This is a genomic window from Catenulispora subtropica (assembly GCF_039531675.1).
Classification (GTDB): domain Bacteria; phylum Actinomycetota; class Actinomycetes; order Streptomycetales; family Catenulisporaceae; genus Catenulispora; species Catenulispora subtropica.
The window spans coordinates 11,931-26,431 of record NZ_BAAAQM010000075.1 but is presented as its reverse complement, the minus strand read 5'-3'; the positions used below and the strand labels follow the sequence as shown (position 1 = coordinate 26,431).

Annotated in this window: 11 protein-coding genes; 4 read left to right on the top strand and 7 right to left on the bottom strand. The window is 73.9% G+C overall.

From position 1 onward, the window contains the following. Positions 1 to 69 precede the first annotated feature (69 nt). From ABD466_RS39995 to ABD466_RS39985, 3 genes are all read left to right on the top strand, one after another. Positions 70 to 2,052 (top strand): N-6 DNA methylase, encoded by a 1,983-nt coding sequence (locus ABD466_RS39995; RefSeq protein ID WP_344662515.1) that lies wholly within the window; start codon positions 70 to 72, stop codon positions 2,050 to 2,052. 124 nt (positions 2,053 to 2,176) lie between these two features. Next, a complete protein-coding gene (locus ABD466_RS39990; protein WP_344662514.1) occupies positions 2,177 to 2,638 on the top strand; it encodes a hypothetical protein in 462 nt (153 codons plus the stop codon). Next, a complete protein-coding gene (locus tag ABD466_RS39985; RefSeq protein WP_344662513.1) occupies positions 2,635 to 3,879 on the top strand; it encodes a serine/threonine-protein kinase in 1,245 nt (414 codons plus the stop codon). Before ABD466_RS39990 ends, ABD466_RS39985 begins: the two co-directional genes overlap by 4 nt. A gap of 9 nt (positions 3,880 to 3,888) precedes the next feature. Here ABD466_RS39985 and ABD466_RS39980 read toward each other — a convergent pair whose 3' ends face one another. The 7 genes from ABD466_RS39980 to ABD466_RS39950 form a co-directional block, all read right to left on the bottom strand. Beyond that, positions 3,889 to 4,908: an NAD-dependent epimerase/dehydratase family protein gene (locus ABD466_RS39980; RefSeq protein ID WP_344662512.1), complete on the bottom strand. Its 1,020-nt coding sequence runs from the start codon at positions 4,906 to 4,908 to the stop codon at positions 3,889 to 3,891. Between the two features lie 61 nt (positions 4,909 to 4,969). Beyond that, complete coding sequence (locus tag ABD466_RS39975; protein WP_344662511.1) at positions 4,970 to 6,256, bottom strand: DUF445 domain-containing protein; 1,287 nt, start codon at positions 6,254 to 6,256, stop codon at positions 4,970 to 4,972. Further along, positions 6,225 to 8,969, bottom strand: coding sequence for an AAA family ATPase (locus ABD466_RS39970; protein WP_344662510.1), 2,745 nt, complete (start codon positions 8,967 to 8,969; stop codon positions 6,225 to 6,227). The genes ABD466_RS39975 and ABD466_RS39970 overlap by 32 nt, the downstream gene beginning before the upstream one ends. Beyond that, the gene (locus ABD466_RS39965; RefSeq protein ID WP_344662509.1) at positions 8,966 to 10,105 is read right to left on the bottom strand and encodes a metallophosphoesterase family protein; all 1,140 of its coding nucleotides are present in this window, start codon (positions 10,103 to 10,105) and stop codon (positions 8,966 to 8,968) included. Before ABD466_RS39965 ends, ABD466_RS39970 begins: the two co-directional genes overlap by 4 nt. 154 nt (positions 10,106 to 10,259) lie before the next feature. Next, complete coding sequence (locus ABD466_RS39960) at positions 10,260 to 11,345, bottom strand: prephenate dehydrogenase (protein WP_344662508.1); 1,086 nt, start codon at positions 11,343 to 11,345, stop codon at positions 10,260 to 10,262. Between the two features lie 9 nt (positions 11,346 to 11,354). Then, a complete protein-coding gene (gene aroH / locus ABD466_RS39955) occupies positions 11,355 to 11,717 on the bottom strand; it encodes a chorismate mutase (protein ID WP_344662507.1) in 363 nt (120 codons plus the stop codon). A gap of 111 nt (positions 11,718 to 11,828) precedes the next feature. Beyond that, positions 11,829 to 12,809, bottom strand: a complete 981-nt coding sequence (locus tag ABD466_RS39950; protein WP_425558861.1) for a helix-turn-helix transcriptional regulator — start codon at positions 12,807 to 12,809, stop codon at positions 11,829 to 11,831. 108 nt (positions 12,810 to 12,917) lie between these two features. Here ABD466_RS39950 and ABD466_RS39945 point away from each other — a divergent pair, with 108 nt between their 5' ends. After that, positions 12,918 to 14,474 carry an MFS transporter gene (locus ABD466_RS39945; RefSeq protein ID WP_344662505.1) on the top strand — a complete coding sequence of 519 codons (1,557 nt, stop codon included), beginning with the start codon at positions 12,918 to 12,920 and terminating at the stop codon, positions 14,472 to 14,474. The last annotated feature ends 27 nt before the right edge of the window (positions 14,475 to 14,501 follow it).

Sequence of the window (14,501 nt, the reverse complement as noted above, 5' to 3'; positions counted from 1 at the left end):
ACACTGTCAACAGACACTCTCGAGAAGTTGGTAGTCGCATCTGTGAACGCGACCGGCTAGGCTCGGCCCATGACCGATCGCGTTCCGACCGCGCCCGTGACAGCGCCCGTGACCGCGCCCGTGACCGTGACCGCCGCGCAGATCGCCCGGCTGGCAGGCGTCGGGCGCGCCGCCGTGAGCAACTGGCGCAAACGGCACCCGACGTTTCCGGAACCCGTCGGCGGCACCGAGGCGAGTCCGGCCTTCGCACTGGAGGCGGTCGAGGAATGGCTGCGCGCCGAGGGCAAGCTGGCCGCGCTGCCCGACGCCGAGGTGCTGTGGCGGGCGGTCGACACGCCGGGGGACGCGGCGCGCACCGCGCGGGCCGTCGCCGACCTGGCCGGAACCCTGCTGAACGGCTCGGAGCCGGCGGCGGAGCGCTGGGACGCGGAGACGCTGGCCGCGGCCGCGCGCACGGCGGACGCCGGCGGCGCGCAGGCGGCCGTCGAGGCCTTGGCCGCGCGGTTCGCCGACGGCCACGGGCGCGAGGTCGACACCGGCGGGGCGACCGAGGCGCTCGCCGGGCTGGTAGTCCGGTTGGCGCTGCGAGGGCTCGACGCGTCCGCGCAGGATACGGGTTCGAAGACGGCGTCCGGGCCCGAGTCCGGGCCTGACTCCGGGCCCGGCTCCGGGTCCGGGCCAGCGTCAGGTCTCACCGTCTACGACCCCTCGTGCGGAGCGGGCACCCTGCTGGTCGCCGCCGCCCGCGAAACGTCGGACAGCACCCTGATCGGGGCCACGGCCGACCCCGCGCTGGTCCCCTTGGTCGGCGCGCGCCTGCGGGCGGCCGGGGCAGCGAGCGCGCTGATCACCGCGGGCGACGCCCTGCTGGACGGGCACGCCGACGGCGTGCAGGCGGACGTGGTGGTGTCCCAGCCCCCGTCGGCGCAGCGCGACTGGGGCTTCGACGAGCTCTCCTACGATCCGCGCCTCGAATACGGGATGCCGCCGCGCGGCGAGTCGGAGCTGGCCTGGGTCCAGCACGCGCTCGCTCGGCTGCGGCCCGGTGGCATGGCGGCCCTGGTCCTGCCGCCGGCCGTGGCGGCGCGGCGGACCGGACGGCGGATCCGCGCGGAACTGCTGCGGCGGGGCGCGCTCCAAGCGGTGGCGGCCCTGCCGGTCGGAAGCTCGGCCCCCTACGGGATCTCGCTGCATCTGTGGGTGCTGCGACGCCCCGGCACGGAGGCGCCGCTCGGCCGGGTGCTGTTCGTGGACCAGGGTGACGCCGAACGCGGATCGCTCACGCCGGACACGGCGACCGGGCAGCGGATCGAAGAAGCCTGGCGGTCCTTCCTCGACGACCCCGGCTTCGGGGGCGAGCCCGGGGTCAGCGCGGTGCTTCCGGTCATCGGCCTGCTGGACGACACGGTCGATCTCAGCCCCGGACGGCATGTACCGCGGCCGGACACCGGCCTGGGCCGGGGGCACCTGCTGGAGCAGCGAGCGGCGGTGGAGGCCGCGGTGGCGCGGCTGGGCGAGCTGACTCCGGTCGTCGGAGAGGCGGACCGGCCGGGTTCCGACTCCGGGACCCGCGGCGCCTGGCCCACGACGACGGTCGGCGACCTGGCGCGTGCCGGTTGGCTCGCGCTGCCGGGCGCGGAGGATCCGCTGCGCGCCGGCGACGTCGTGGTGCCCGTGCTCGGCGGCCAGACCGGACAGGCGCGGGTGCTGGACGCCGACGCGGACGCGGCGGAGGTCGGAGCGCCGGCGGCGCGGGGTGTCGGGGTGCTGCGAGTGGACCCGGCGCGGCTCGACCCGTGGTTCGTGGCGGGCTTCCTGCGCAGCGACACCGCCGCCCGGCAGGCCTTGAGCCACGCGTCGACCAGCAGCCGGATGGACGTGCGCAAGGTGCCGCTGCCGCGGATGCCGATGGAGCGGCAGGCCGAGTACGGCGCGGCGTTCCGGCGGTTGTCCGAGTTCGGCGACGCGCTGCGGGTCGCCGCTGAGACCGGGGAGCGCCTGGTCCAGGGGCTGACCGACGCCCTGGCCGAGGGGACGGTGATGCCCGGCTGAGCTGCCGGGCGCGGCATACCGAGGGCATGTGTCCTGGCTCACGTCAGGGCTCTGCACTGCCTTCCGGGTGGCAAGCTCCTAATACTTTCATGCGCGGGTTCCAGGCCGATAATCTGGCCGCACCATGATCCCGTCGCCCTCCCCCGCGTTCCCGTCGCGGCGTACGCTGTGGCAGCGCGTCCTTCGGGTGGTGTGGGCGTCGTTCCCGGTGTGGTCGGTCGGTTTCCTGGCGTGGGTGCCGTCGCTCCAGCTGGCGATCGATCGGCAGGGCCGGAAGGCCTGGGCGGTCTTCGCCGGCTTCGCCGCCGGCGAGGCGGCCGCGATCTGGATCGACATCGCGACGTCCGAGACCAAGGCGGACAAGACCATCGTGGCCACGTGGCCCGGCGTGCTGTGCATGCTGACGCTGATGGTCGCGCCGACGGTGCACTACTGCTTGGCGACACGCGGTCCGCAGCCGCCGTATCAGGCGGTTCAGACTCAGCCGTACACGGGGCCGTACACCTCGCCGGAGGTCAGCCCCGAGCAGGTCCAGGCCGGCCTGCGGGAGCTGCGCGGCATCCTCGCTCGCCGCGAGGAGCCGTGACGGGCGCGCCCGGCCGCGTCATCGCCGGCCGCTACCGGCTGGACGCCCCGCTGGGACGCGGCGGCATGGGCGAGGTCTGGCGGGCCTGGGACCAGCGGCTGGAGCGCGACACCGCGGTGAAGCTGATCCGTGCCGAGCAGGCCGCGCTGTTCGGCGACCGCGACGTGCTGAGCAAGCGGTTCGTGCGCGAGTGCCGCGCGCTGGCGCGGATCGATCACCCGGGGGTGGTGTCGATCCACGACGCCGGCCGCGACCCGGACCGGTCGGGCGGCGAGCTGTTCCTGGTGATGCAGTACATCGACGGCGTCCGGCTGGCCGACTGGCTGGTGGAGGAGGAGCCGGTGCCGTGGCAGCGGGCCGCGGCGCTGGGCGCGCAGATCGCGTCGGTGCTGACCGCTCTGCACGCCATCCCCGTGGTGCACCGCGACCTGAAGCCGGCGAACGTGATGCTGCGCGCCGACGGCACGGCGGTCCTGCTCGACCTCGGCATCGCCGGCCTGCTCGACCCGGACGCCAGCCGCCTGACCCGTACCGGCGAGACGCTGGGGAGTCCCGCGTACACGGCGCCGGAGCTCGCGGTGTCGGGGACCTCCGGCCCGCCGAGCGACGCCTACGCGCTGGGCTGTGTCCTGCACGAGGCACTGTGCGGCGAGACCGTGTTCCGGGCGCCGACGATCTACGCGTTGTATGAGAAGCACGCGAAGGAGGCGCCGAGGCCGGTCCGCACGGTCCGCCCGGACGTCCCGGAAGCCTTGGACGCGCTCATCCTCGCGCTGCTGGCGAAGGAGCCGGCGGCTCGGCCGCCCGCGGTGGAGGTGTTCCGGACGCTGGCGGCGATGCTGCCGGCCGGGGAGGACGAGGCCGAGCGGCCCCACGACCCGTGGCGGCCGTTCCGGCGGCCGATGGCACCGGCGCCGAGGCTGCTGGCGCAGCGGGGAGCGGCGCCGAGCGACGCACGACCGGCGCCGCCGGCGCCGGCGGCGCCGGTCGCGGAGCCGCCTCCCACCGTCTCAAGCCTCGACATCGACCTCGACGCCGCCTTGGCGCACGCGGAGGCCCTGGTCGGCGCGGCCCGTTACGCCGAGGCCGCGAACGTGTTGGCGGCCGTGATGGGCACGGTGCACCAGGCTTACGGTCCCGACAGCAGGATCCTCAGAGACCTGCAAGCGCAGCATGCGAACATCGTGCGCCTCGGCGCTGCGGAACGTGCGCCGAGGCAGCGGTCGACGACGCGGCCCTGAGACGAGCGCTCACCGCGCGTCCCACGCCGCCAGCAGCTCGCGCTCCCGCTCGTGTTCCAGACCGTGCGGCCGGTTCGGCCGGTACGAGCGCCGCACCTTCCCGTCGTCGGCCGTCAGCCAGGCCCACGTGTCGGCGACGGTCTCGCGCAGCGGACGGCAGCGCAGCCCGGCTTCTTCGGCCCGGGAGGTGTCCTTGTCCCAGGGATGCTCCTCCGGCGGCACCCACAGCGGCAGCTCCGACCACATGGCCACCTTCCTGGCCATCAGGAAGTCGCCGTCGACCCACTCCAGGCCGGCCCGGGAGTCGGTGACCTCGATGCAGGCCTGGAGGAGCTCCTCGTAGGTGACGGAGGCCGAGGGGGTGCCGGCCACGAGATACGGGCCCTGCAGCTCCTGTTCGAGCGCGTTCAGCGTGAACAGTGCGACGTCGCGGACGTCGATGGGGCGGACGCGGTAGGCCGGGTCGCCGGGAGCCAGCACGCGTTCGTCGCGCGCGCCGCCGGCGTCCGCCATCCGCAGCAGCAGGGCGGGCAGGCGTCCGACGTCCTCGTGCGGCCCCAGGAGCAGGCCGAGGCGCAGGTGCAGGACGCGGCCGGGGAAATCCCGGTCGACCGCGCGCTCGCAGCCGGCCTTGAGGACGCCGTAGTCGCCGTCGTCCGGGCCCGCGTCCGGCGAGCACTCGTGGACCGGGCTGTCGTCGGAGACCGGGGAGCTCGGCCACTCGGTGAAGACATTGCAGGTGGACGCGAAGACATACGCGGGCGCGCTCGAGGCCAGGGCGCGGGCCGAGCGTCCGACGACCTGCGGGACGTAGCCGCTGGTGTCGACGACGGCGTCCCACGGACCGTGGCCGGCCAGGCGTTCCAGGTCGGCCTCGGACTCCCGGTCCCCGCGCACGGACTCGACGCCGGCGACGTCCGGGGCGGAGCGGCCGCGGTTGAACACGGTGACCCGGTGGCCGGCGGCCAGCGCCTCTTCGGCCAGGGCCCGGCCCAGGAACCGGCTGCCGCCGATGATCAGCAGTCTCATGGCTCCACCCTGACAGCGGCGCGCGGGCCGGGGCCACCCGATCCGCTCTGAGCGGAATCGCTCAGAACGCCAGCTGCGACAGCGTGTAGATCGCCAGACCCGCCAGCGACCCGACGACCGTGCCGTTGATGCGGATGAACTGCAGGTCCCGGCCGACCTGCAACTCGATCTTGCGCGAGGTGGCCGGACCGTCCCAGGCCGCGACGGTGTCGGTGATCAGCGATGTGATCTGGTCGCGGTAGGTGGTCACCAGGTGCACCGCGACCTCGCGGATCCAGCCGTCGGCCTTCTCCTGCAGCTTGGTGTCGGTCTCCAGGCGGCGGCCCAGGCTCTGCAGACCCTCTCGGGCCCGGGTCTGCAGGTCGCTGTCCGGATCCTCGGCGGCCTCTATCACCGCCTGCCGCATGGCGGTCCAGCCGGAGCCCACCACGCCCTGCAGTTCGGGGTGGTTGAGCAGATCGGTCTTGAGCTTCTCGACCTTGCGGCCGGTCTCGGGGTCGGTCTTCAGCTCCTGCGCGTAGTCGGCGAGGAACCGGTCCAGGGCCTTGCGCAGCGCGTGGTTGTGGTCGTCGCGGACGTTCGCGGCCAGCTTCACCAGCTCGCGCTGGATGCGGCGGGCGACGGCGTCGTCCAGGAACCGCGGCGACCACAGCGGGGCCTCGCTGGACACCGCCCGCTCGATCGCCTCCGGGTTCGCCTCCAGCCAGTCGTGGGCCCGCACCACCAGCATGTCGACCAAGTCGTGGTGGCCGCCGGAGGCCGCGAACCGCTCCAGCAGGCCGCCCAGCGGCGGCGCCAGGTCGATCTTGGCCAGCCGGTTCGTGACCGCCTCGCCGAGGATCTTCTGGATGTCCTCGTCCCGCAGCACGGTCAGCACCCCGCGCACCGCGGCGGACAGCTCCTTGGTGACGCGCGCGGCGTTCTCCGGCTGCGTCAGCCACTGGCCGGTGCGCTTGGAGATGCCGAGCGCCGACAGCCGGCTGCGGATCACGTCCTCGGACAGGAAGTTCTCGCCGACGAAGGTGCCCAGGCCCTCGCCGAACGCGTCCTTGCGGTTGGGGATGATCGCGGTGTGCGGGATCGGCAGTCCCAGCGGGCGTTTGAACAGGGCGGTAACCGCGAACCAGTCGGCCAGGCCGCCGACCATCCCGGCCTCGGCGGCCGCCTCGACGTAGCCGGTCCAGCCGGTGACGCCGTGGTTCTGCAGGACCTTCATCGTGATGTAGACCACCGCCGCGCCCAGCAGGAACCCGGTCGCGACCGACTTCATGCGGCGCATACCGCGCCGCTTCTGCAGTTCGCTGGGCGTCAGCGGATCACGCGGCCGGGCTGTTCTCACGATCGCCATTGTGGACCAGTGAGCGGACTTGCGCCGATCCGACGGCACGGTAGCGGTCGGGATCACAGGTGAAGACGATGATCTGCGCCCCCTCGCCGCTGCCGCCGGCATGCGCGAGCAGGGCACCGAGGGTGCGCCGCCGGCCGGGGTCGGCGGCCCCGAGGGCGTCGTCGACGATCACCGGCACGCCGCCCTCCGGACTGACCAGAGCGGCGCACGCGAGCCGCACACACATCGCCACCGCCTCGCGCGCCCCGGTCGAGAGCTCGCCGTAGGGGTCGGTGCGGCCGTGGAGCGTGCGGTGCGAGATCCGCAGTTCGGTGTCGACGGTGACGCCGAAGGAGGCCCCGAACACCAGCCGCCCGAACTGCTCGACCCGCTCCTTGAACGGGCCCTGATAGGCCCGGGTGGCCTCGTCCCGGCGGCGCAGCAGCGTCTCGCGCAGCAGCCTCGCGGCCTCGGCCCGGGCCGTGACGGCGTGCCGCTCCCGGTCCGCGGCGTCCCGCCGGGCCTCGGCCTCCCGCTGCCGGTCGGCCAGATCGTCGCCGACGGTCTCCAGCCGGCCCGCCAGCCGTTGCAGCTCGGCCCGCGCCTCGGCGATCTCGGCCTCGGTGCGCTCCACGACACCGCGGGCGTTGGCCAGCAGCAGCGCGACCTGCTCCGGCTCGGCCTCGCGGTAGGCGGCGTCGTGGACCGCGCGGTCCTCCACCGCGGCGGCCAGCGCCTCGGCGGCCTCGCCGTCGCGGGCCTCGACGGCGTCGTCGGAGGCGGCGGCGCGGGCGTCGGCGAGCCGGGCGCGCGCGGCCTCGTGTTCGGCGGCGAGGTGGTCGGCGAGGCCGCGGAGGTTCTCGGCGACGGCGGCCAGGCGGATGGTCTCGGCCTCGGCGGACCGCAGCGCGCCGGCCGCGAGGCCGAGGTGGGCGGCGGTCTCCTCGGACTCGGCCCGGCGGTGCTCGGCGACGGTCTCGGCCTCGTGCCGGCCGGCGGGCGGCAGGCTGTCCGGATCGCGCCGGTCGAGGTGGTCGGCGATGCGGGCCTCGAGGCGGGCCTGCTCGTCGGCGAGGGCCAACGGGTCCTTGCTGAGCTTCTGCAGCGCGCTCTTGGCGGCCTGGAGCGAGGCGCGCGCCTCGACGTGGCGGTGCAGGCGGACGCGAGCGGAGGCGAGGTCGCGGACGCCGGCCTGGGCGCAGAGGGAGGTGAGGGAGGACTCGGCTTCGTCGAGCTTGGCGCGCAGCTCACGCTCGCTGGCGCCGGGAGTGAGGGTGACCCGCAGGACGCCTTCGGCTTCGACGACGAGCGGATCGGTGATGCGCCGGGCGACGGGTTCGCCACCAGGGACGGCCACCGCCGTCTCGACCAGAGCCACCGATGATGTCGCGGTGGAGGCCGCGGCATCGGGCTTCCGGGCTTCGGGCACCCCGGCCGGACCGGAGAGCGTCACCGCCGCCTCGCCCAACCGCTCCACCCGCACCGTCGCGGCCGTGACCTCGATCGCGGTGCGCGCGTCGCGCACAGCCCGGTCAGCGGCGTCGATCTCGTCGACGAGCCGGTCGTCGATCTCCGTGGCCGCCAGTTCGGCCTGGGCGACGGCCACGTCCCGGCCGGCGTCGTCCAATGACTCGCGGTCGGCCTTCACGCGTTCCAGTTCATGCGCGTCGCGCATCCACCGGTAGTCCGCGTCGGCTTCCTGGTAGCGGCGCAGCGCGAGGCGATGGGCCTCGTCGGCGGCCTGGTGCATCGCCAGAGCGCCGTCGCGGCGTTCGTCGGCCGCCGCGCGCACCGAGGCGTGCTCGGTGATCTCGGCCCGGACCTCGGCCAGCTCCGCCTCGTGGTCGCTCACGCTCAGCACCAGCGCCTGACGCGCCTCCCACGCCCGGGCGGCCAGCTCGGCGTCCCGCTCGGCCCGCTCGACCAGCGTCGTCGCGTCGTCGCGGCGCCGACGGCGCGCCTCGACCTCGGCCGCCTTCTTCCGGAACTCCTCGGCCTCGCCGCGGTCGGTCGCCAGGCGGCGCTGCAACTCCGCCAGGTGACCCGACACCACGCCGTGGCGCTCGGCGTCGGCCTCGACCCGGGCCAGCGTCTCGGCCAGCTCGTCCGCTTCCCGCACCGCCGCTTCGCGGGCGTCCAGGGCTGCCCGGTACTCCCCCGTCGGCTGGTGGTGCTTCGGCGTGTAGTAGCGCGCGAACTCCTTCTCGACCCGCTGCACCAGCGTGTCCTCGGCGCCGTCGGTGGGCCCCGCGCCCCCGGCGGCCGCGTCCAGAGCGGCGCGCAGCGACACGCTGCCGGCGATCCGGTCCACGTCGAACGGCTTGTCCTGCAGCACCCGCAACGCCTTGAACAGGTCGTAGTCCGTGGCCTGATGCAGGATGGCCTGCACCCGCTCGTGCGCCTCGCGGCCGGTCAGCGTCTCCGGTGACGGCGCCAGCACGCGCAGTTCCGTCAACGGACGCAGCCATCGCTTGCGATACACCAGGTGGTGGTCGCCGACCCGGAACTCGGCCTCGACCTCGGGATGGGCGTCGGTGTGCCGCGGCTTGACGGCGCGCACCGCCTCCTTCTTCGACGAGTCCAGCTCGTCCAGCAGCAGACCGAAGGCCTCGATGGTGCTGCTCTTGCCCGACTCGTTCGGCCCCTCGACGACCGTGACGCCCCGCTCGGCGAACGTCAGCTCCCGGTCGGCGACGGCGCGGAAGTCGGTGAGCCGGATCCGCAGCAGTCTCACGAAGCCCTCCCGGAGAGCGTGACGAGCAGGGCCAGCGCGTCCGAGGCGCGCCGCGCCGCCTCCTCGTCGGCGCCCGCGGCGGCCGCGCGCAGATCCTCGACGGCGCGCGCCGCGAAGCCGCTGAGTCCCAGGGAGCTGAAGTCGGCGTCGTCGGGGCGCACGTCGAGCCGCGACCGCGAGGAGTCCACGACGGCGGCGAACAGGTCCTCGGCGGTGCGGCGCAGGTCGTCGTAGGACGCCTTGTCGGTCACCGAGAGCGCGCCGCTCAGCAGCAGTTTCACGATCGTGCGCTCCTTGTCGGGCAGCGCTGTCAGATGCTCGCGCAGCCGGGTGACATCGGCGCCGCCCCGCAGTTCCCACTCCACCGACTCGAAGCGCCAGGTCGCCACGCGGTGCGCAGTGACCACCGGCGGCCGGGAGAGATCTGCCTCGTCGATCTCGACCACCAGCACGTTGCCCGGGTCCGACTCCACGAACGCCGTCGGCTCCGGCGCCCCCGAGTACCACACCCGCGGCGCGACCTCAGTGGTCGAATGCCGGTCGCCGAGCGCGACGTAGTGCGCCTTGCCCGCGGCCAGCGCCGCCCGCACCCCGGCCAGCCGGATCGCGGCCACCGGATCGGCCTGCGGCGCGACCGCGTCGACCGCGCCGTGCCCGACCGCCACCCGGACCACGCCCGGCGGCGCCGGCTCCAGGCCGGCCAGCACGTCGCCGAGCAGGTCCGACGTCGGCCGCTTGGACCGCCACGGCGCGCCGACCACCTCGAACCCGGGCCGCACCTCGACCGGCTTCTCGTCCCGCAGCACCACCACGTTGTCCGGGCACGCCTCGCGGAACCGGTCGGCGTCCCAGATCGACGCCGCGTTCAGCGGATCGTGGTTGCCCGGCAGCAGGAACACCTTCAGCGGCAGCCCGCGGAGCTTCTCCAGGGCCTGCCGCACCGTGCGGGCCGACTCGGCGTTCGTCTCGAACACGTCGCCGCCGACCACGATCGCCTCGCAGCCCTCGGACACCGCCAGCCGACCCAGCGTGCCCAGCACATCACGCCGCGCGGCGTCGAACTGTCCCTGGCGCTCGCGGTCCAGGAACCGGCGGCTCATGCCGAGCTGCCAGTCGGCGGTGTGCAGGAATCGCATAGGTGTCCACCGTAGACGGTGCGACTGCCCGCCCGTCACCCACCGCCACCCGTTACGGAGACGCTACGCGTCGCTGTGCTGATGGGCGTGGCGCGGTCCGGGCGAAAAGGGTGGCGAACCCGGGGGCGAATCAGCGGACGAGTCGGAGGGCGGATCAGGCCTGCACGGTCCAGCCGGCGGCGCTGAGACTGGTGGCGAACCGGTCCGCGACCGTCGGGTCCACCAGCAGCTCCACCAATCCCGCCTCGCGGCCCGGGGAGTGGTCGATCCGCACGTCCTCGATGTTCACCCCGGCGCTGCCGGCCGCGGCGAACAGGCGCGCCAGCTCGCCGGGCCGGTCGGAGATGAGCACCGGCACCGGGGTGTAAGAGGCCGAAGGCGACCCGTGCTTGCCGGGGATGCGGGCGTGGCCGGCGTTGCCGCGGCGCAGCAGGTCGGCCAGGTCCGCGGCACCGCGCTTGGCGGCCTCGGCGTCCGGGCCGGCGACCGCCCGCAGGGCGTCGACGGCGGCGGTGAGGTCGGCGGCGTAGGCGGCCAGCACCTCGGCGATCGCCGGGGCGTTCGCCTGGAGGATGTCCTCCCACAGCTCCGGCGCACCGCCGGCGATGCGCGTCAGGTCCCGGATACCGGTACCGGAGATCCGCACCGACTGCTCGCGGGCGTTCTCCAGCCGCGCCGCCATCAGCGCCGCCACCAGGTGCGGGGCGTGCGAGATCAGGGCGACGGCGTGGTCGTGCTCCTCGGTGTCCATCACCACCGGCACCGCCCCGCACAGGGAGACCAGCTCCAGGGCCTGGTTCAGGGCGTCGCGGGATGTGGTCGGGCCCGGGGTCAGCACCCAGGGCCGGCCCTCGAACAGGTCCGCGCGCGCGGCCAGCGGGCCGGAGCGCTCGCGCCCGGCCAGCGGGTGGCCGCCGATGAAGCGGTCCATGGCGGCGCCGGCGGACTCCGCGGCGCCGTGCACACGGGCCTTGACCGAGCCGACGTCGGTGAACACCCGGGCCCACTGCTCCTGCTGCGCCTTGGCCAGGGCCTCCCCTATCCGCGCCGGGGGGACCGCGAGGATCGCGATGTCGACCGGCTGGGTCGGCAGCGCGGCGCGGCCCGCGCCGAGCGAGGCGGCGGTCCGTGCGGCGGACTCGTCGGCGTCGTACAGGAACACGTCGACGCCGCGGCGGGACAGCGCCAGGGCGATGGACGTGCCGATCAGTCCGGTGCCGACGACGAGGGCGGAACGCATGGGGGAACCTTACTGCGCGATGTCCCTGCGCAGTGCGGCGGCGCCGCCGAGATACACGTGCTGGATCTCGTCCTTGGAGCGCAGCGTGTCCACGTGGGCCAGCAGCCGGACCACCCGCGGCATGGCGCCGACCACGTCGATCTCCGCGGCGCACATCAGCGGCACGTCCACGATCCCGAGCTCGCGCGCGGCCAGCGCCGGGAACTCGCTGTGCAGGTCCGGGGTCGCCGTGAACAGCATGCTGATCAGGTCGTCGACCGTGAAACCGTTCTGCTCCAGGACCGCCTTGATGAGCTCGGTGACGCCGGCCAGCAAGTGGTCCCGGTCATCGTGGTCCAGCTGGATCGCGCCTCGCACCGCCCGCACTGCCATGCGACCACCCTACTGATCGCCGGCCCCGGCGTCTCGCGCGTCGGTCCGGTGTCCCGCCGGTCGAGACACGACGGGTGCGCCGACGTCGGCGCACCTCGCATCGTGCGCTGCTCAGGCCTCGCGCGGCCGGTCCGCGCAGGGTGACAGCGGCGACTCCATCTCGGACAACGGCGGCGCGTCGAAGCTGTGGCCGCACTCGTAGGTGGCGCCCCCCGGCAGGCTGTCCTGGCGCAGCACCTCGAAGCGCTCGCGGGTGTGCTCGTCGTTCGGGGTGTAGACCATCATCCGGGTGCCGGGGGTGGCCGCCACGTCCAGCGTCGTCACCACCACGCTCAGCTCGCCCAGCGCCGGGTGCCGGAAGACCTTCACCCGCACGCCGCCGTCCGCCACACCGTGCTCGGCCCACAGCTCGGCGAACTCCGGGCTGGCCGCGCACAGTCTCTTCACGAACTCGTCCCAGGCCGGCTCGCCGACATGGCGGCCGTAGCGGGCGCGGAAGTTCGCGACCATCCGGCCGAGTTCCTCCTGGCGGTTCACGAACGGGTGGCAGCACTTCGGGGCGGTGAAGACCTGCCACATGCTGTTCCGCTTGTCCTCCGGCGCGTTGACCAGGAACGGGAACAGCAGCGCGTAGGACTTGTTCCAGGCCAGCAGGTCGCTGCGGCCGTTCACCACCGCGGCCGGCAGGGGGCGCAGGCCGTCCAGGATCAGCTGGACCTCGGGGTCGAGCCGCCTGCACCCGGTCAGCGCGGGCACCGCCGCGACGTCGGCCAGCCGGTACAGATGCTCGGTCTCGGCCTGGTCCAGCTTCAGGGTGCGCGCCACCGCGTCCAGCACCTGGACGCTGGCGTTGATCTGCCGGCCCTGCTCCAGCCAGGTGTACCAGGTCACCCCCACCCCGGCCAGCTGCGCGACCTCCTCGCGGCGCAGGCCCGGGGTGCGGCGCCGGGTGCCGGCGGGCAGGCCCATCAGCTCCGGGTCGAGGCGCTCACGCCGGCTGCGCAGGAAGGACGCCAGCTCAGAGCGCCTGCGCGGGGCCGTGTTCGGAGCCGCCGTCCGCAGAGAGGCCGCCGGGGGGATACTGGTGTCGATGCTCACGACTACCACTATGCCTCGGGCGGCATCCTGGTGCCAGGTACTGCTGGTAATAGGATAACTAGACTCCTGGTACCCCTATAAAGCACGCCCCATCCTGGTGTTGTGACCGAGACGCTGAGCAAGTCGATAGCCGGAACGACCGGCGAGAACACCACGATCCCGTCCTCCGCCGCGCAACCCCGGGCCAGGAAGAAGGTCAAGCCCGACTCACCGGCGGGCCAGGCCCCGAAGCGCCCGGGCCTGATCCTGGCCACCATCCTGGTCGGCTACTTCATGGCGCTGCTGGACGGCTCGATCGTGAACGTGGCCCTGCCGAGCATCCACGAGAAGCTGCACGCCTCCGGCGCCGGCCTGCAGATGGTCGCCGCCGGCTACATCATCGCCTACGCGGTGCTGCTGGTGACCGGCGCGCGCCTGGGCCGGATCCTGGGCCACGAGCGGCTGTTCAAGGCCGGACTGGCCGGGTTCACCATCGCCTCGCTGGCCTGCGGCATGGCCCAGAACACCGGTGAGCTGGTGACGTTCCGCGTCATCCAGGGCGTGACCGCGGCCGTGATGCTGCCGCAGGTGCTGAGCCTGATCCAGCAGACCTTCCAGGGCGAGGCCCGGGCCAAGGCGATGAGCGCCTGGACCGCGGTGCTGGCCAGCGGGATCGTGGTCGGGCAGGTGCTCGGCGGCGTGCTGGTGACCGCGAACCTGTTCGGCTGGTCCTGGCGCCCGGTGTTCCTGGTGAACGTGCCGATCGGCGTGGTGCTGTGGCTGGCCGCGCACAAGACCCTCCCGTCGGTCCGCCCGCAGAACTCCGCGGCGAACAACAAGGTCGACCTGGCCGGCGTCCTGACCCTGTCGCCGACCATCCTGGCCCTGGTGGTGCCGCTGGTCCTGGGCCACGACGAGCACTGGCCGGTCTGGGGCTGGATCATGCTGGCCGCGACGCTGCCCCTGCTCGGCGTCTTCCTGGCGGTCGAGCGCCGGGTCGCCGCCCGCGGCTCCTCCCCGATCCTGCCGGGCCGGGTGCTGCGCATGCCGGGCATCAAGCCGTCGCTGATCCTGATCTTCCTGGTGATGGTGGTCTACGCCGGCAACCTGTTCGCCACCGCGATCCACCTGCAGGGCGCCCTCGGGTTCAGCGCCCTGAGGACCGGTCTGGCCTTCGCCCCCTGCGCCCTGACCTTCGGCCTGGTCAGCTACTACTGGCGGAAGATCCCGGCGCACCTGATCCGCCGCCTGGCGGTGGTCGGCCTGCTGATCGCGGTCGCCGCGATGGCCGCCCAGATCCCGATGTTCAAGGACGGCGGCTACGGCGGCGCCTGGTTCTACGTCGACCAGCTGGTCTTCGGCCTCGGCGTCGGCCTGGGCAACGCCCCCACCATGACCCTGGCGCTGCTCAACGTGCCGGTCTCGGACGCCGCCGACGCCTCCGGCACCCTGGCCACCAACGCGCAGCTGGCGCAGGTCGTCGGCATCGCGACGCTGGGCACGCTGTACCTGTCGGTGGCCCCGGGCCACGCGGTCCACGCCGCCGGCCACGCGATGGCGGTGCTGTCGGTGGCCGCGGTGGCGGTGACGCTGGTGGCCGTGGGCTTCGCCCACCACCTGCACCGGCACGACAAGCGGCAGCGGCTGATGGCGGCTGCGGCTGCGGCGACCGCGGCGTAAGGGTCCTGCCCGAAGCTCGGAGGGGAA